This is a genomic window from Mycobacterium sp. ML4 (assembly GCF_054515735.1).
In genome coordinates, this window is sequence record NZ_JBTNSY010000003.1 from 32,504 (window position 1) to 48,904 (window position 16,401).

A 16,401-nucleotide genomic window follows, 5' to 3' on the forward strand; every position below is an offset into this window, starting at 1 on the left:
GCCGGGTTCGTCGGATTGGTCGGGCTTGTACGACTTGTCGCACTCGTGGGACCGGTCGTGTTCGTAGGACCTGTCGGGCTCGTAGGACTTGTCGGGCTCGCAGGACTCGTGGACGTGGGACTCGCAAGGCCTGGGCCTTCGCCACACCAGTCCTGCACATCTTTCGGGTACTGCTCGAGCGGTAGAGGGCACCGCTGCCCCGGCGGGAAATTGGCGCCGGCGTTGAGTAGATCGCAGGGCACGTAGACCTGCTTGCCTTTGGGCGTGTTGGTTAAACACTTCGTCGGCGGATCGGCATGGCCCTGTGCAGGAACGATGATCACCACCGCCAAAGCGGCGAGCATCCCGATAGCAAGGCGGTAAATCATGGGCACTACTTTATCCAGAGCCCTTATCACGATGAACTCTGCTGGAGGGTAGTCAGCCACAGCCGGCGAAAAGAAAACTGGCCAGAGCTTCTGACTCTGACCAGCATCTTCTCGGTGGAGCTGCCGGGAATCGAACCCGGGTCCTACGGCATTCCCTCAAGGCTTCTCCGTGCGCAGTCCGCTATGTCTCTGCTCGGATCTCCTGGTCACACGAACTAGCCAGGATGACGATCCCAGTCGCTGTTGGTGTCCCGATGAGTCCCGCGACCGAACTCATCGGTTGATCCCTCTAGCTGATGCCGGGGTCCGGGGCGAGGGCGTTCCCGGTCCGACAGACTAGCCGTCGCTTAGGCAGCGAGAGCGTAGTCGCGCTGATGTGAATCGGCGCTTATATGGTTGCAACGACGCTTACGGTGGTCTCTTGCCTGCACCGGCACGCTTCCCTTGATTCGATGCGCGAAGTCGAAACCGTTCAGCCCCTTGTCTTTATTCTTCGAGCATCCCTGCCGACTTTCCGGCAGGACAACCCATGGTACGCCCCTACCAACGAGCGGCAACGCATTTATCTTCCCCACACAGCCGAGTACCCCCGGTCCAATCGCTCCCCGGGGGCACTCGGTTGGTTACAGCGGCGCTGGCTAGCTGATACCGACAGCCTCTTTCGCGATGGCGGCGACGCGGGTCTGCGCAGCCGAGACGATCCGCTGGCGATCCTTGTGCGCCTCCTCGTAGGCGATCATCACGCGGACGTCCCGAGGAGAGGTGAGGTCCTTGATCGCGGCTACGGCGTCGCCGATGTTCAGCTCGTCGTAGTTCTTGATCGGCAGCTCGCTGGCGTCCAGGACGCCCACCGACTCGCGTCCCTCGTGCAGCGCGTCGGCCGCGTTGTCCGCGCCCTCGCTGCGGGTGACGCGCTCCGCGGCCCGCAACGCGGCGTTCTGCGAGGCGGAGAGGGCCTTGGCTGCGATCTCGCCGGCGTTTCCACCGCGCTCGACCAGCTCCTTGAACGCGGGACCGGCGCTGCGCAGGCTCTCGACGGCGCGGTCGATTCCGCGGGCCGACCAGGTGACCGGCAGGTTGACCAGCTTCACCGCGGTGCCGGCGGCTACCTGAACCGGAGTGCGACGCAGCGCCGCAGGACCGCCGAGCGCGTCCTCGGCAAGCACGGTGGTCAGCCACTCCACCGTCGCGGTGTGCGCGGTGATCAGGCGGTCGGCCAAGCGTTCGACGTCCTTGTTCTTGGCGGCGATCGCCAGGGCCCTGGTGTAACGCGCGCGATCCAGCAACTGATCTTCCAGCGCAAGATCACCCAGCAGTGCCTCGTCGAACGGTTCGGCCTGCTCGGTCAGCGCTTTGACAGCTGCAGCCGCACGTCCCAGGAACGGGCCGATCACGTCCGGGTAGCCGCCCAGCTCGCGGATCTGCGCCTGAATGGCTTCGGCTCGCTCGCGCCCGTTTTCCGCGTTCTGGGTCAGCTCGCGGCGTACCGCCTCGGTGCGGGCCTGCACCACCCGGGTTTCCGCGATCTGGATCTCGGTGTTGGTCAGGTCCAGCAAAGTACGAAGCTGCGCGAGCAGTCTGGTCGTGTCCGGTGCAGTCATTACTGAATGCCCTCCTTGAGTCTTGTGATTGGCTCGGCGCAGGCAGCGCCCGTAACTGTCGGCTACCCATCTGGGCTGCCAAGTCAACATCCACGCAATAGTTGTGACTTATGTCGCTCTGACGTACATCGTGCGCGAAATGAGTTGTCAGATAACGAAGTTAAGGCGCTCGACGATCCGGCCCGCCAACTCTTTGTCACCGTCGAGTTCGATGTCCTGGCTGCGTGCGGGGCATAGTGGACGTCCGCCGGCCAACCGGGTGAACTGCAACGCGTCCACGCTGATGGTGGCCGTCGGCTGCGCGTCGCCGAACTCGTCGACCAGCTGGGCCCGGCCGTCGACGCTCACCCGGATCTCGCGCGCCGCCGGGCCGGTGAGATCGAACAGGACGCGTGACCCGTCGGGCGCTTTCGCCAGCTTGCCGACGACGAATCCCATCGAAGTTTCGACCTCGTCCAACGACAACCGCAGGGCCGGTCCGGCCAAGTCGTCGTCGGACGACGGGCGCTGCAACCCGATCCGGATATCCTGCTCGTGCATCCAGCAGTCGAACACCCGGATACGCATGAACCGTCCGTAGCTGTCCGGCCCGGCCGGGGTGAACGACACCGCGTTCCACTCGTCGTCGGACATGGCCACCAAGATTTTTCGACGCGTCGCGGTGACCTCGCGGAACTTCGCCAGCACCTGGGCACCCGGCTCACCACTGAGATGGCGGACCCAACACTCGTTCATCACGCCGATGTCGTTGCGCACGTGGTCGAGCGCCTTGACGTCGATGTCCGGTTCAGGCGGGCTGACACCCTGCAGAAAAGACTCGGTGCCAATGATGTGCGACACCACGGCCTTGACGTCCCAGCCGGCCAAAGCGCTCGGCGTCTCCCAGTCTGCCTCGCTCAAACCACCGAGCAACGCATCGAGGTCGTCCCAGACGGCGAACAGACCCGCCAGCACGTCGGATTTGTCGAGCAGGGTTACGGGACGGTCGGCCATGGATCGGATCCTAGCGCCGGCATTAGAAGATCAGTCCGATACGCACAATGATCAGTCCGCTGACGTCCAGGTTGTTGAGGGCTGCGGCGTTGCCGGGCTCGGCGACAGCGCCTGCTGATATGCCGCTGGGGACTCCGCGATCCAGCCGAGATCGTGCAGGATAGCACCGCGTAACACCAGTGTGTCGACGTCCGTCGGGCCGAGCCGCAGCGCCTCGTCGACCTCGTTCAACGCGTCGCGGAAGGGGTTGCCTTCTGCAGCACCCTGGCGTATAGGCGTTGTGCCAGAGGCTCATTCGGGTGTGACGTCACCGTCCGCCAGGCCATCCAGCGACAGTGCCTAGATCCGCATCGCGAGCTCGTCGTGCGGGGCGGCAGACAAAGCCGCGTCGGCACTCGAAGCGGCTTGCGCGTGGTCGCCGAGCAGGTACTCGGCGCGGGCGTTGTGCGCTAACAGCAAAGGATCGCAGGGATGTTCGGCCAGCACCCGGCGCAGCACCTCTCGTGCGCGCTGGTAGTTCTTCGAACTCGATGTAGGCATCGGCAACCACAATGGCCTCGACCACCGGGTCGGGGCCGGCTGGCGTCATTACCGAATCTTCCTGCGGCGCAGGTATTTCGCCAGTTCGTCATAGCTGCCGTCGTGGTTTGCGGACTCGACGACGTTGCGCGCGGTTTCGAACCACAGCCCGGCACTGGGGACGCATCGTTGACTGACACGGCCGAATCGAGTTCTTCGAGCAGCGCGTTGACCGCCGTGCGCATCCCGGAACTGCCACTCAGCGCCGAACGGCGCTGCCCCAGCTCGTCGACCTCGTTGAAGAACAGCACACAGGGCGCGTCACGCCGGGCGCTGTCGAACACCGAGCGGATGCAGCGCTCACTCTCCCCCAACCAGCGGTGCAGCACGTCAGCGATCACCACCTGGTAGAAGCTGGCCCCAACTACCCGGAGATCGCTTTGGCGATGTGGGTTTTCCCGCATCCGGGATGATGTCGGCGACCTGTTGCTCGGCGCTGGACCAATCGAACTGCGGCTCGGCCGGTCCGCCCGCCACCAACGCCGAGCTACAGCGCGCCAACAAGCTCAACGCGTCGGTATTGACGGCGTCGAGCGTCAGCGCCGCGCTGCAATGCCCGAGGCCCTCGGCGTAGCGACCCTTGTCCGGCAGCAACCGCGCCAGGTGTACCGGAACTCGACGACATCGGGGCTGCGCTCGACCGCAGCCGAAAGCTCCCCCGGATGACCGGGTCCTCGGTCATCAGCCCATGCCCTTGGCCCGGCGACCCAGTTCCCTGATCACTTCACGCTGTGCGTCGCGCTTCGCCATGTCCTGCCGCTTGTCGTGCGCTTGCTTACCGCGGGCCAACGCCAGCTCGACCTTGACCTTGCCTTCAAAGAAGTACATTGACAGCGGCACCAGGGCGAAGTTGCCCTCGCGGATCTTGCCGATCAGGGTGTCGATCTGGCGGCGGTGCAACAGCAGCTTGCGGTTGCGTCGCGGCTCGTGGTTGGTCCAGCTGCCGTGCCGGTATTCCGGGATGTGCACGTTGCGCAGCCAGATCTCGCCGTCGTCGACGGTGGCGAACGCGTCGACCAGCGACGCGTGTCCCTCGCGCAGACTCTTGACCTCGGTGCCCTGCAGCGCGATGCCCGCCTCGAAGACGTCGATGATCGCGTAGTTGTGCCGGGCCTTGCGATTGCTGGCGATGATCTGTCTGCCGTCTTTGCGCGGCTTCATTGCGCGGCTCCTCCTCGGGCCGCGGGGCGGCCCGCATCGTCGCCGCGCGGCTTACTCGCCACCGCTACCGCCGTATGTAAAGGCGTAGCGTCGCGTACGCCGTCAATCCCGACATCGCGACGCCGAGCAGCAACAGAATAGGCGAGATGTAGATGATGTCGGCATAGTCGACTTTGGCGATCAAATGGGCCTGATAAAACTGGCTCAGCGCGCCTTCCAGGAACAAGGCCCGCACCAGTATCAAGCCGACGATCGCAATCACGACGCCGATCGTCGCGGCCAGCACCGCTTCCACCAGGAACGGCAGTTGCGTGTACCAGCGACTGGCCCCGACCAGTCGCATGATGCCGATCTCGGTGCGGCGCGTGTACGCGGCCACCTGCACCATGTTGGCGATAAGCAGAATCGCCCCGATGGCCTGCACCAGCGCGACAGCGAAGGCGGCTTTACTCAACCCGTCGAGCACCGCGAACAACCGGTCGATCAGTTGCTTCTCGTTGAGGATGCCGCGCACTCCCGGCTGGCCCTCCATCGCGGCCGCGAACTCGGCGTGCTGGTCGGGATTGTTGAGCTTGACGATGAACGAGGCCGGGAACGAGTCTTTGCCGGCGACATCCTTGAACTCGGGAAATTTCTTGATCGCGTCGGCGTAGGCGTCCTGCTGGTTGATGAACCGCACCGATTTGACGTCTTGGCGACCTTCGATCTTGTTCCGCAGCGCCTTGCATATGTCGCCATTGCAGGTGGGGTCGTTGGCTGATACGTCCTCGGTGAGGTACACCTGCGTTTCGACGCGGTCGAGGTAGATGGCCCGCGAGTTGTCGGCCAGTCGCACCACCAATAGGCCGCCGCCGAACAGGCCGATGGAGATCGCGGTCGTCAGGATCATCGCGACCGTCATGGTGACGTTGCGACGAAGGCCGGTGACGACCTCGTTGAGGAGGAATCCGGCGCGCACTCAGCGATCCATCCCGTAGACGCCGCGCTGCTCGTCGCGAACCAGCCTGCCCAGCGACAACTCGACCACGCGCTGGCGCATCGCGTCCACGATGTGATGGTCATGGGTGGCCATCAACACCGTGGTCCCGCTGCGGTTGATCCGCTCCAACAAATCCATGATGTCCTTACTGGTGTCTGGGTCGAGGTTGCCGGTGGGCTCGTCGGCCAGCAGAACCAGGGGCCGGTTGACGTACGCGCGGGCGATGGCAACCCGCTGCTGCTCGCCGCCGGACAGTTCGTGCGGCAACCGGTTGGCCTTGCCCGACAGCCCGACCGTCTCGAGCACCTCGGGAACGACCCGGTTGATCGCGTCGGAGCGGCGGCCGATGACCTCCAGCGCGAAGGCGACGTTGTCGTAGACCGTCTTTTGCTGCAACAACCGGAAGTCCTGGAAAACGCAGCCCATCACCTGACGCAGCTTGGGCACGTTGCGCCCACGCAGCTTGTTGACGTGAAACTTCGACACCCGGATGTCACCGCTGGTGGGATTCTCCGCGGCCAGCAGCAGCCGCATGAACGTCGACTTACCCGAGCCCGACGGACCGATGAGAAAGACGAACTCACCCTTGTCGATTTTGACGTTGATGTCATCCAAGGCCGGACGTGCCGACGATTTGTACTGCTTGGTGACATGTTCCAGGGTGATCATCACGGCACGCCAGTGTAGCGGGGTGGTTCGCCGGGGGGCGAAACTCAACCCGCCGGGGGCATGGTGCTGGGCGATGGTCCGGGCCCGGGCTGCGGTGTGGTCGGGGTCGTGGTAGCCGGGCAGAAGGGTGGCGGCAGCAGGCACGGCAACCCCGGTGTCGTTGTGGTCGTCGGCGACGGCGTTGTGGTCGTCGTTGGGGGTGGCGTCGTCGCGGACGTGGGCGTCGGCCGCGGCGTCGTCGTGGCCGGCTGCTGCACCCGGGTGCGCGGCACCCATGTGTAGTCCGGGTCGGGGACGAACCCTGGCGGCACCACCTGGCCAGGCGGCGTATTGCTGCGCGGCGGTTCCGGGCGCGGGCGGTAGGTGGAGTAGGTCCACCACAGCGCCAGGAACGCCACGATCAGCACCACCGTGGAGGTGCGGACGCGACCCCCGAACAGATGGCTCGGCGTGCGCGGCTCCCGGCTCTCACGGATCTTCTGCAGCAGGTTGAGTTCGATCTTTTTCATCGCTGCGGCACCGATGTGTCGGCGTCAGTCGGCTCGTCGGGCGCAGGGATGCCCGCGTCGTCGACGACACCGACGGTTGCGTCGGCCGCGGTCACGATGCCGGCCCGGGCCAGCGCGCGGATGACGAGGACGCGCAGCAACCGGCCGGCCTCGAACTGCTTGCCGGGGAGCGTGCGGGCCACCAGGCGCAGCGTGACGGTTTCGACCTCGATGCTCTCCACACCCATCACCGTGGGCGAATCCAGCAGCAGCTCGCCCAATAGCGGGTTGTTCTGCGCGTTCTCGCATTCCTGGTGCAAAACCACGTTGACCCGGTTGAGGTCGGCGTTGGTGGATACCGGGATGTCGACCACGGCGCGCGCCCAGTCCTTGGAGAGGTTGACCGACTTGACGATCTGCCCGTTGGGGACGGTGAACACCTCACCGTCCGCCGACCGGAGCCTGGTCACCCGCAGTGTCACGTTCTCCACGGTGCCAACGGCGTCGGTCGTCGAACCCTGGATGGTCAGCTTCACCAGGTCACCGAAACCGTATTGGCGCTCAACAATGATGAAGAATCCGGACAGCAGGTCTTTGACCAGCTGCTGGGCACCGAAACCCAAGGCGGCCCCGACGACGGTGGCCGGCGCGACCAGACCACCTACGGAGAACTGCAGAACGTCGGCGATCTGCATCATCACCATGATCGCGATGAACACGATCGAGACCCACCTGATCACCGAGGCGACGGCCTGACGGTGTTTGGTCGCCTCCGAACGCACCAACGCATCGCTCTCGGCGAAACCTTCGTCGAGTGACACGGTGATCCGCTGAGCCACCCAGCTGACGAAGCGGGCCGCCAGCACCGCGGCGATCACCAGCATGGCGACGCGCAGCCCCCGGGTGATGATCCATTCCCCCAGCGGGCCACGCCAAAAGTCGTGCCATCGCTGCGCGGCAGAGGCGATGTCTTTCACGCTGAACGCAGTGTTATTAGTCGTCATCTTTTCTGTTGCGCCACCGGATCCCGGCTTCCAGGAACCCGTCGATGTCTCCGTCCAGGACGGCCGCCGGGTTGCCCACCTCGTACTCGGTGCGCAGATCCTTGACCATCTGATAGGGGTGCAGCACATAGGACCGCATTTGGTTTCCCCAGGAGCTGCCGCCGTCACCTTTCAAGGCGTCCAGCTCCGCGCGTTCTTCGGAACGCTTGCGCTCCAACAACTTTGCCTGAAGCACTCGTAACGCTGAAACTTTGTTCTGCAGTTGCGACTTCTCGTTCTGGCAAGTCACGACGATACCCGTTGGGATGTGGGTAAGTCGAACCGCAGAGTCAGTGGTGTTGACCGACTGGCCGCCGGGACCGCTCGAGCGGTAGACGTCCACGCGCAGATCCCCCTCCGGGATTTCGATGTGGTCGGTGGTCTCCACCACCGGGAGCACCTCGACCTCCGCGAACGACGTCTGACGTCGGCTTTGGTTGTCGAACGGGCTGATCCGCACCAGCCGGTGGGTGCCCTGTTCCACCGACAGAGTGCCGTAGGCGAACGGCGCGTGCACGGCGAACGTCGCGCTTTTGATGCCAGCCTCTTCGGCGTAGGACGTGTCGAACACCTCGACGGGGTACTTGTGCTGCTCAGCCCAGCGGATGTACATCCGCATCAGCATCTCGGCCCAGTCGGCCGCGTCGACTCCGCCCGCTCCAGAGCGGATTGTGACCAATGCCTCACGTTCGTCGTACTCGCCGGACAGCAAAGTGCGCACTTCGGTGGCCTCGATGTCGGCGCGCAGCGCCTTCAACTCGGCGTCGGCTTCGGCCAGAGCGGCCTCCCCCGAAGGCCCTTCTTCCTCGGCGGCCATTTCGTACAGCACCGGCAGGTCGTCGAGGCGACTGCGCAACTCCTCGACCCGGCGCAATTCGCCCTGGGTGTGGGACAGCTCGCTGGTCACCTTCTGCGCGCGGGCCTGGTCGTCCCACAGGTTGGGATCGGACGCTTCCTGCTCGAGTTTCTCGATCCGGGCCTTCAGACCCTCGACGTCAAGCACCCGCTCCACCGTGGTGAGGGTGGAGTCGAGGGCGGCGATATCTGCTTGACGGTCAGGTTCCACAGCCGACAACGTTACCGGCACCACCGTCTAGCATCCTTCTACATGCGTCCCTATCACGTCGCCATCGTCGGCTCCGGGCCGTCGGGCTTCTTCGCCGCCGCATCCCTGCTCAAGGCGGCCGACACCTCCGACGACATCGACGTGGCCGTCGACATGCTGGAGATGCTGCCGACTCCGTGGGGGCTGGTGCGTTCCGGCGTGGCGCCCGATCACCCCAAGATCAAGTCGATCAGCAAACAGTTCGAGAAGACCGCCGCCGATCCCCGGTTCCGCTTCTTCGGCAACGTGGTGGTGGGCGAACACGTTCACTCGCACGAACTCGCCGAACGCTATGACGCGGTGGTCTACGCCGTCGGCGCGCAGTCGGACAAGCCGCTGAACATCCCCGGAGAGCACCTGAAGGGAAGCATCTCCGCCGTGGATTTCGTTGGCTGGTACAACGCGCACCCGCACTTCGAGGAGAAGACACCCAACCTGTCCGGGGCGCGGGCCGTGGTGGTGGGCAACGGCAACGTCGCGATCGATGTCGCCCGCATTCTGGTGACCGACCCCGACGTGCTGGCGCTCACCGATATTGCCGACCACGCGCTGGAGTCGCTGCGTCCGCGCGGCGTCGAGGAGGTGGTGATCATCGGCCGGCGGGGTCCGCTGCAGACGGCGTTCACCACACTGGAGTTGCGTGAACTCGGCGAACTCGACGGGGTTGACGTGATCGTCGACCCGGCTCAGTTCGAGGGCATCAGCGACGAGGATGCGGAAGCCGCGGGAAAGACCACCAAACAGAACATCAAGGTGCTGCGTGGGTACGCGCAGCGTGAGCCGCGCCCCGGCCATCGGCGAATTGTGTTCCGCTTCCTGACGTCTCCGATGGAGATCAAAGGCGAAGACCACGTCGAGAGCATCGTTCTGGGACGCAACGAACTGGTCACCGACGAAAGCGGATGGGTGTCTGCCAAGGACACCGGCGAGCGCGAGGAACTGCCGGTGCAACTGGTCGTCCGCTCAGTCGGTTATCGGGGGGTTGCGACCCCGGGCCTGCCGTTCGACGAAAGGCGCGGGACAATCCCCAACACCGCCGGGCGCATCGAAGGCAGTCGCAACGAATACGTGGTCGGCTGGATCAAGCGCGGGCCGACCGGCGTGATCGGCACCAACAAAAGCGACTCCCAGGAGACCGTCGACACGTTGATCGCCGACCTGGCCGGCGCTCGGCCGGCGGAATTACCCGACGACCACGCCGACAAGCTCTTTGACTGGCTGACCGAACGCCAGCCCAAGGTCATTACGTCCGCGCACTGGGAAGTCATCGACCAATTCGAGCGGGCAGCCGGCGAGCCGCACGGGCGTCCTCGCGTCAAGCTACCCAACCTCGCCAAACTGCTGCACGTCGGGCACGGCTGATCACGGGTCGACGTGGCGATCGCAAGCGCGGCCGTGGCGATCGCAAGCGCGGCGTAGCCGGGCGAAGGGGTCGCCACGTAATGACGGGCCCGGGCGCAGCAGGTCGCCACGTAATGACGGGCCCGGGCGCAGCAGGTCGCCACGTAATGACGGGTCCGGGCGAAGCGGGCCGCCACTATCCCATTAGCACTCCGGGATTGAGGATCCCGGCCGGGTCCAGCGCGTGTTTGGCCGCGCGAAGCGCCTTTGCGAACGGGTCGGGGCGCTGGCGGTCATACCAGGGACGGTGGTCGCGACCCACGGCATGGTGATGGGTGATGGTGCCGCCGGTGGCGCTGATCGCTTCGGAGACAGCGGCTTTCATCTCGTCCCACTGGGTGTCCAGAGAGCCCCACCGCCCGGCGGCGTAGATGCCGTAATAGGGCGCGGGGCCATCGGGATACACGTGGGTGAAACGACAGGTCACCACGCCGGTGCCACACACCTTCCCGATTGCGGCCCGGGCGGCACCAGTTACCGCCTTATGCAGCTCCTCGAATCCGGTCCAGGTACAAGCGGTTTCGAACGTCTCGGCGATGACACCGCGGCGCACCAAGGCATCTCGTTGGTAGGGCATACGCAGGAAGGACGAGCGCCAGTTGGTCGACGCGTCGGTCGCATCGTCTCCTATTGCTTCGCCGCCGGGTTCGCGGTTGCGCCGCGAGACCACCGTACCGCCGTGTTCGGCCGCGATCTCCAACGCCCGGTTCAGCCACGGGTCGATCGGATGGTCCGCGGATTCGAAAGCCAGTACCAGCAGCCCACCCGAGACCGGCGTGCCGGCGTTCAGGAATGCCTCGGCAGGGTCGAGCAGGCGGCAGTTGGCCGGGAAGAGCCCGGCCTGCGCGATGGTGCGCGTCGCGGCTACGGCGTCGGTCCAGGCGCCGAACGCCACCGACGCCGTGACCTGCCAGCGTGGGCGATACTGCAACCGCATCCACGCCTCGGTGATGACGCCCAGGGTCCCTTCGGAGCCGACGAACAGCCGGTCGGGCGAGGGGCCCGCACCCGAACCGGGCAGCCGGCGGGATTCGCTGACACCGGCCGGAGTGACCACCCGCACCGACTCGGTCAGGTCGTCGATGTGGGTGTAAAGAGTGGCGAAGTGCCCGCCGGCGCGGGTGGCCAACCAGCCACCCAGACTGGAGAACGCAAACGACTGCGGGAAGTGCCGCAGTGTCAGGTTGTGTTTGCGTAACTGGTCTTCAATCCACGGCCCGAGCGCGCCGGCCTGGATCCGCGCGGCCCGGCTGACCTGATCGACTTCGATCACCGAGCTCATCGCGCTGACGTCCAGGGTGACCGCGGGCTCCTCGAAGCGCGGCTCCACACCGCCGACGACGGAACTGCCACCGCCGTAGGGAATCACGGGGACGCGTTCGCGGCTACACCAATCGAGTACGTCGACGACGTCCTGTTCGCGGCGCGGCCGCACGATCAGATCTGGCAGATGGTCGAGGCGCCCCTGCAGGTTACGCGCCACATCCCGAAAAGCCTTGCCGCGAGCGTGTCCGGCCCGATCCACCACCTGGGGCGAGCACAGCGAGGCCAGCGACGACGGCGGCGTGATGCGCGGACTCGGCAGCCCGAGCGCATTCGGGTCCGGCGGGGGGTGGTCGGTGAGGTCGTGGCCGGGCAGCATTGCCGCTACCCGCGCCACCAGCTCGTTCGTCTCCTGCTCTGTGAGGGCCTGTTCGAGCGTGCCCCAGCCCCACCACGAACGCATGGCGGCGGCGTCAGCGCTTGCGGAGAACGAGCGCCCCGCCGGCGAACAGCAGCACCAGGGCCAGGATGATTCCCCACCCCGCGCCGGCGAAGTACCAGGTGACGGCCACCAGCGCGATCAGCGGCGACACCGCGAAGAGCGCGATACCCGGGTTCTGCCTGATCACTGCCAGAGCGCTCTTGGCCCGGATGGGGTCCAACTCGTTGCCTGCCATCCGTTCAGAATGCCAGGTGCGGGGCGCATTGCAAGCGGTGCCACATTATTGCGCTGATGCGCCCGCGGGTCATCGACCGGCCCTAGAGTCGTGCTGTTCGCGTTGGGACGCCGGGTCTGACCCGGTCGAGTGTCAGGTCGCGATGCCGCTGCGGTGACGCGCAAATCGAAAGAGGAACCATGCAGGAATCGAGTACCCTTCTGCCGGTCCCCAGTGCGCTCGCACCGGGTTGATCACCTATGACGCCAAGGACCCCAACAGCGCGCCGAATGTGCTGCTGATCCTGCTCGACGATGTCGGGTTTGGTGCGGCGAGCGCCTTCGGCGGTCCATGCCAGACGCCGGTCGCCCAACGGCTGTCGACTGGTGGCCTGCGCTACAACAGATTTCACACAACGGCGCTCTGCTCGTCGCGCCTGAGGATGCGCTCCGCGTCGCGATTGCGCGCCAATAGTCTCAACGCTTTGAAGACTATTACGTTCTCCGCACCCCTGCTTGCTGACATCACGCGGATACTACGACGGGCCACCGACCACTCTCGGAGCTGACAAACCGATAGGCTCTGCCGCACAGCCGATTTCGCCCACGGCGAAGCGGTGATGACACAGGACATTTCGCCGGATGACCAAGGTCCCTACCGATCGGCCACCGGCGACCGTAACGTCCTTGCCGTGGACGTCGCGACGGTCAAGAGCGCAGTCTCGCTGGCCTGCCGGGCGCCGTCGATCCACAACAGCCAACCGTGGCGCTGGATCGTCGAGCATGACGCAATTCACCTCTTCGCCGACGGCAACCGAACCGTCCGTGCTACCGACCATTCCGGGCGTGACGCGCTCATCAGTTGCGGCGCTACCCTGCATCATCTCCAGGTCGCCATGGCGGCGGCGGGTTGGCAAGCCAGCATCACCCGCCTCCCCCACCCCGAGAACCCCGCACATCTGGCCACCGTGCGGTTCCGTCCGGTCGATCACGTCACCATGGCACAGCGCCATCGGGCCGAAGCCATTCTGCAGCGCTACACAGATCGGCTGCCGTTCGATCGCCCCAGGTACTGGGACCACTTCGAACCACGGCTGCGCAGCGCACTCGACGAGGAATTGGCGACCCTGGACGTCTTGGCCGACGAGCAACGTCTCAGGCTCGTCGAGGCATCACAGCTGAGCGAAGCATTGCGCCGCGACGATGTGCACTACCACGCCGAACTCGATTGGTGGACTTCGCCATTCGCGCTGTCCGAGGGTATGCCCCCATCCGCGCTGGCGTCCGACACCGAGCGCTTGCGGGTGGATGTGGGCAGGGAATTCCCGGTTCGCGGCCACCAGCAGCGCCGGCCCGAAATCGCGACGGACTGGTCGAAGATTCTCGTACTCTCGACACCGCAGGACACCAGGGCCGACGTGCTCAATTGCGGCGAAGTACTCTCCAGCGTGCTCCTTGAATGCACCATGGCCGGAATGGCGACCTGCACCTTGACCCACCTGATCGAAGCTGAGGAGAGTCGCGACATCGTGCGAGATCTGATCGGCTGGCGCGGCGAACCTCAGGTCTTGATCCGCGTCGGGATCACGCCGGCCATGGAACCGCTACCCGCACCCACACCACGCCGTCCGCTGGATGCCGTCCTCGAGATCCGCCACGCGCCCACGAAAGGTTGAACCGATGACCACCGAGCCGATCACCGTCCTGTCCGAACACGAAAGTTGGGATCTGCTGGGCACCGCCTCACTCGGTCGGCTGGTGACCAACTTCGCCGGCGAGCCGGAGATCTTCCCGGTCAACTATGTGGTGCAGAACCACAGTGTCCTCTTCCGCACCGCCGAAGGCACCAAACTGTTCTCGGCCGTGGCCAATCACACCGTCGTCTTCGAGGCCGACGACCACAACGTCGAAGAAGGCTGGAGTGTGATCGTGCGCGGGCGCGCGCGGCTGCTCAAGTCAGACGCCGACATCCAGCAAGCCGACCAGGCCGGGCTGTACCCGTGGGTTGCGACCGCGAAGCCCAACTACGTACGGATCACCCCGAACGACATCACCGGCCGCCGCTTCGTCTTCGGCCCGGAGCCCGATCACAACGAGACCGTCTCCTGACGCGTCAGCGCGCGAGCAGTGCGTCAAGCTCGCGCGCGTCAGTACCGCTCAAACGCCGGTTCATCGACCAGGCGATCCGGGCCGCCTGAAGCTTCGCATGCTCGGCCACCGGGCCGGCGTAAAGCTCGTCGACCGCCTCGTTCCAAAGAGTCAGCCAGCGGACAAAGTGCCTCGCCTGCAATGGAGTTCGGGCGTGCAGGTCGCGATGCGCGGTCAGTGCGCTGCCGTGGTAGCGCCCGGCGCGAAACAGTACGGTCTCCCAGAAGTCGCACATCGTCGGAATGTGCGAATCCAGTCCGGCGCGGCGCAACTCGGTGAACGGTTCATACAGCACCTCGTCGTGCAGCGACGCCCCGTAGAACCGATAGAGCAGTGCCTCGACATCAGCGCGATCGGCCAGGTCCGGCCGTGGCCTTGCCGACATCAGACAACCAGGGAAAGCGGCCCGCGGCTCGGCGGATTCCTGCGCTTTTTGCTGATTGCGACCAGACGCGCGACCGCGGCCTCGATGCCGCGGGCCAGTTGGTCGACGTCGGCCACCGCGTCGTAATCGGCGAGTATCCCGAAGAACAGGTGACCGGCGTAACTGAGCATCGCCAAACCTGTGCGCAGGTGCATCGCCAGCGGCGGCACCGGGTACAGCCCGATCACCGTCCTGCCCATAATGCGCGCCGGCCGAGGCGGCCCGGGCACACTGGTCGCCACCGTCACCACACCGCGTTGCGGCAAACGCATCAGTAAGCCGACCGTCCAGGCGCTCAAGGCGAACGGGACGCGATTGGACAGCGACACGAACACATTTCCCGCCTGCCGCTGACCGCTCGCCTTCGCCCGGCCCACACGCTCGTGCACGCTGCGTAACCGTTCCACCGGATTCTCCTCGTCCACCGGCAAATTCGGCAGCATCAGCGACACCCGGTTATCCGTCGCGCCGGCCGCATTGGCAAATCGCACCGATACGGGCACCCATGTCCGCCACGAATCACCCGGCGGCTTGACACCACGGTCCACCATGAGATTGCGGTAGCTCTCGGTAATCGCGGCCAGCGCAACGTCGTTGACGGTGACGTCGAAAGTGGCGGAGATGAGTTCGATGTCAGCCATGGCGACCCGGGCCCCGCTGTAGCGACGTAAGTCGCTCAGCGGCCCGGTCAGCGACGACGCGGACGGCATCAACAGGCCGGCAGCGATCTCACCGGCACCCCGTACCGCGCGGATGATGCCGGCCGTGAGGGCGGCTGAGGCTTGCGTCACCCCGTGCAGCAACGCTGTCCGTTGTGCCAGATCATGTTTGGGGATGCTTCGTGGCTTTCGCGCCGTACGGAGCGGCACACCGTCGGCACCGTCGTCACACAAACCGGCAAGCATATGAGTTGCGGCGACGCCGTCGGCCATGCAGTGGTGGAGTTTGGTGAGGATCGCCCAGCGACCATCGGAAAGCCCCTCGATCACCCACACTTCCCACAGCGGCCGCTCGCGGTCCAATCGCCGCGCCATCACGTCGGCGATCAACCGGAACAGGTCGCGGTCGTCGCCGGGATGCGGTACCGCGGCCCGGCGCACGTGCCGTTGAATGTCGAAGTCGTCATCTGCCATCCACTCCGGCGCACCGAGGCCCAGCGGATGCAGTCGCAACCGCTGCCCGAACCGCGGGCACCGGCGACCCCGCTCGGCGAACACCGATATCAGCGCATCCTGCTCGGGCACCGGGCCCTCGATCACCGCCAAACCACCAATTGCCAGGCTGACTCGCGGATCGGCGTCTTCGGCCTTGAGGAACCCGGCCTCCAGAGTGGTCAGGTGGTCCAAATTTGTGCCCTCCCATCAGTTATCTGCAACTCGCAGTTTCACTATCCGCCGCAGGCGCTTCGTGGAGCAGTGCCAAAGGTCCCACGCTGCCGGGGCTTCGTGCTCTGCCGAGCGCGGTGGTGCGCCGACGATCCTGGGAAAGGTGACCACAGTCATAGATAGGAAGGGCTCGGCCCCC

At 65.4% G+C, this 16,401-nt stretch carries 19 protein-coding genes and 1 other RNA gene; 5 read left to right on the forward strand and 15 right to left on the reverse strand.

Annotated features, from left to right (window positions below; all coding sequences use genetic code 11):
• Positions 1–480: 480 nt before the first annotated feature.
• From ssrA to ACX9NE_RS03985, 5 genes are all read right to left on the reverse strand, one after another.
• Positions 481–848, reverse strand: a transfer-messenger RNA (tmRNA) gene (gene ssrA / locus ACX9NE_RS03965).
• A gap of 158 nt (positions 849–1,006) precedes the next feature.
• Positions 1,007–1,969: a ferritin-like domain-containing protein gene (locus ACX9NE_RS03970; RefSeq protein WP_459360402.1), complete on the reverse strand. Its 963-nt coding sequence runs from the start codon at positions 1,967–1,969 to the stop codon at positions 1,007–1,009.
• 147 nt (positions 1,970–2,116) lie between these two features.
• Positions 2,117–2,962 (reverse strand): maleylpyruvate isomerase family mycothiol-dependent enzyme, encoded by an 846-nt coding sequence (locus ACX9NE_RS03975; RefSeq protein WP_459360403.1) that lies wholly within the window; start codon positions 2,960–2,962, stop codon positions 2,117–2,119.
• A gap of 339 nt (positions 2,963–3,301) precedes the next feature.
• A complete protein-coding gene (locus ACX9NE_RS03980; protein ID WP_459360638.1) occupies positions 3,302–3,502 on the reverse strand; it encodes a tetratricopeptide repeat protein in 201 nt (66 codons plus the stop codon).
• Entirely contained in the window at positions 3,412–3,945 is a 534-nt protein-coding gene (locus ACX9NE_RS03985; protein ID WP_459360404.1) for an AAA family ATPase, read from the reverse strand. The genes ACX9NE_RS03980 and ACX9NE_RS03985 overlap by 91 nt, the downstream gene beginning before the upstream one ends.
• Here ACX9NE_RS03985 and ACX9NE_RS03990 point away from each other — a divergent pair.
• The gene (locus ACX9NE_RS03990) at positions 3,930–4,115 is read left to right on the forward strand and encodes a hypothetical protein (protein ID WP_459360405.1); all 186 of its coding nucleotides are present in this window, start codon (positions 3,930–3,932) and stop codon (positions 4,113–4,115) included. The two genes, ACX9NE_RS03985 and ACX9NE_RS03990, sit on opposite strands and share 16 nt — an antisense overlap.
• A gap of 107 nt (positions 4,116–4,222) precedes the next feature.
• Here ACX9NE_RS03990 and smpB read toward each other — a convergent pair whose 3' ends face one another.
• From smpB to prfB, 6 genes are all read right to left on the reverse strand, one after another.
• The gene (smpB, locus tag ACX9NE_RS03995; protein WP_459360406.1) at positions 4,223–4,702 is read right to left on the reverse strand and encodes an SsrA-binding protein SmpB; all 480 of its coding nucleotides are present in this window, start codon (positions 4,700–4,702) and stop codon (positions 4,223–4,225) included.
• 64 nt (positions 4,703–4,766) lie between these two features.
• On the reverse strand, positions 4,767–5,660 hold the full coding sequence (gene ftsX / locus ACX9NE_RS04000) for a permease-like cell division protein FtsX (RefSeq protein ID WP_459360407.1): 894 nt from the start codon (positions 5,658–5,660) through the stop codon (positions 4,767–4,769).
• Positions 5,661–6,350: a cell division ATP-binding protein FtsE gene (ftsE, locus tag ACX9NE_RS04005; protein ID WP_459360618.1), complete on the reverse strand. Its 690-nt coding sequence runs from the start codon at positions 6,348–6,350 to the stop codon at positions 5,661–5,663.
• Positions 6,351–6,394: 44 nt separating this feature from the next.
• Positions 6,395–6,859: a hypothetical protein gene (locus tag ACX9NE_RS04010; protein ID WP_459360408.1), complete on the reverse strand. Its 465-nt coding sequence runs from the start codon at positions 6,857–6,859 to the stop codon at positions 6,395–6,397.
• On the reverse strand, positions 6,856–7,842 hold the full coding sequence (locus ACX9NE_RS04015; protein WP_459360409.1) for a mechanosensitive ion channel family protein: 987 nt from the start codon (positions 7,840–7,842) through the stop codon (positions 6,856–6,858). The genes ACX9NE_RS04010 and ACX9NE_RS04015 overlap by 4 nt, the downstream gene beginning before the upstream one ends.
• A complete protein-coding gene (gene prfB / locus ACX9NE_RS04020) occupies positions 7,832–8,947 on the reverse strand; it encodes a peptide chain release factor 2 (RefSeq protein ID WP_459360410.1) in 1,116 nt (371 codons plus the stop codon). Before prfB ends, ACX9NE_RS04015 begins: the two co-directional genes overlap by 11 nt.
• Positions 8,948–8,989: 42 nt before the next feature.
• On the opposite strand from prfB, the gene ACX9NE_RS04025 reads away from it, so the two are divergent.
• Positions 8,990–10,348 (forward strand): FAD-dependent oxidoreductase, encoded by a 1,359-nt coding sequence (locus tag ACX9NE_RS04025; protein WP_459360411.1) that lies wholly within the window; start codon positions 8,990–8,992, stop codon positions 10,346–10,348.
• A 175-nt stretch (positions 10,349–10,523) separates the two neighbouring features.
• Here the strand turns inward: ACX9NE_RS04025 and ACX9NE_RS04030 are convergent, their stop codons facing one another.
• The gene (locus ACX9NE_RS04030) at positions 10,524–12,113 is read right to left on the reverse strand and encodes an FAD-binding oxidoreductase (protein ID WP_459360412.1); all 1,590 of its coding nucleotides are present in this window, start codon (positions 12,111–12,113) and stop codon (positions 10,524–10,526) included.
• 10 nt (positions 12,114–12,123) lie between these two features.
• The gene (locus ACX9NE_RS04035) at positions 12,124–12,327 is read right to left on the reverse strand and encodes a hypothetical protein (protein WP_459360413.1); all 204 of its coding nucleotides are present in this window, start codon (positions 12,325–12,327) and stop codon (positions 12,124–12,126) included.
• A gap of 229 nt (positions 12,328–12,556) precedes the next feature.
• On the opposite strand from ACX9NE_RS04035, the gene ACX9NE_RS04040 reads away from it, so the two are divergent.
• From ACX9NE_RS04040 to ACX9NE_RS04050, 3 genes are read left to right on the forward strand one after another with little or no spacing between them, the layout of a single operon-like run.
• Complete coding sequence (locus ACX9NE_RS04040; protein WP_459360414.1) at positions 12,557–12,874, forward strand: sulfatase-like hydrolase/transferase; 318 nt, start codon at positions 12,557–12,559, stop codon at positions 12,872–12,874.
• Between the two features lie 51 nt (positions 12,875–12,925).
• Positions 12,926–13,981 carry an Acg family FMN-binding oxidoreductase gene (locus tag ACX9NE_RS04045; RefSeq protein ID WP_459360415.1) on the forward strand — a complete coding sequence of 352 codons (1,056 nt, stop codon included), beginning with the start codon at positions 12,926–12,928 and terminating at the stop codon, positions 13,979–13,981.
• A 4-nt stretch (positions 13,982–13,985) separates the two neighbouring features.
• Positions 13,986–14,414 (forward strand): pyridoxamine 5'-phosphate oxidase family protein, encoded by a 429-nt coding sequence (locus ACX9NE_RS04050; RefSeq protein WP_459360416.1) that lies wholly within the window; start codon positions 13,986–13,988, stop codon positions 14,412–14,414.
• 4 nt (positions 14,415–14,418) lie between these two features.
• Here the strand turns inward: ACX9NE_RS04050 and ACX9NE_RS04055 are convergent, their stop codons facing one another.
• Both ACX9NE_RS04055 and ACX9NE_RS04060 read right to left on the reverse strand, forming a co-directional pair.
• Positions 14,419–14,838 carry a group III truncated hemoglobin gene (locus tag ACX9NE_RS04055; protein WP_459360417.1) on the reverse strand — a complete coding sequence of 140 codons (420 nt, stop codon included), beginning with the start codon at positions 14,836–14,838 and terminating at the stop codon, positions 14,419–14,421.
• Positions 14,838–16,223: a WS/DGAT/MGAT family O-acyltransferase gene (locus ACX9NE_RS04060; protein WP_459360418.1), complete on the reverse strand. Its 1,386-nt coding sequence runs from the start codon at positions 16,221–16,223 to the stop codon at positions 14,838–14,840. Before ACX9NE_RS04060 ends, ACX9NE_RS04055 begins: the two co-directional genes overlap by 1 nt.
• Between the last annotated feature and the right edge of the window lie 178 nt (positions 16,224–16,401).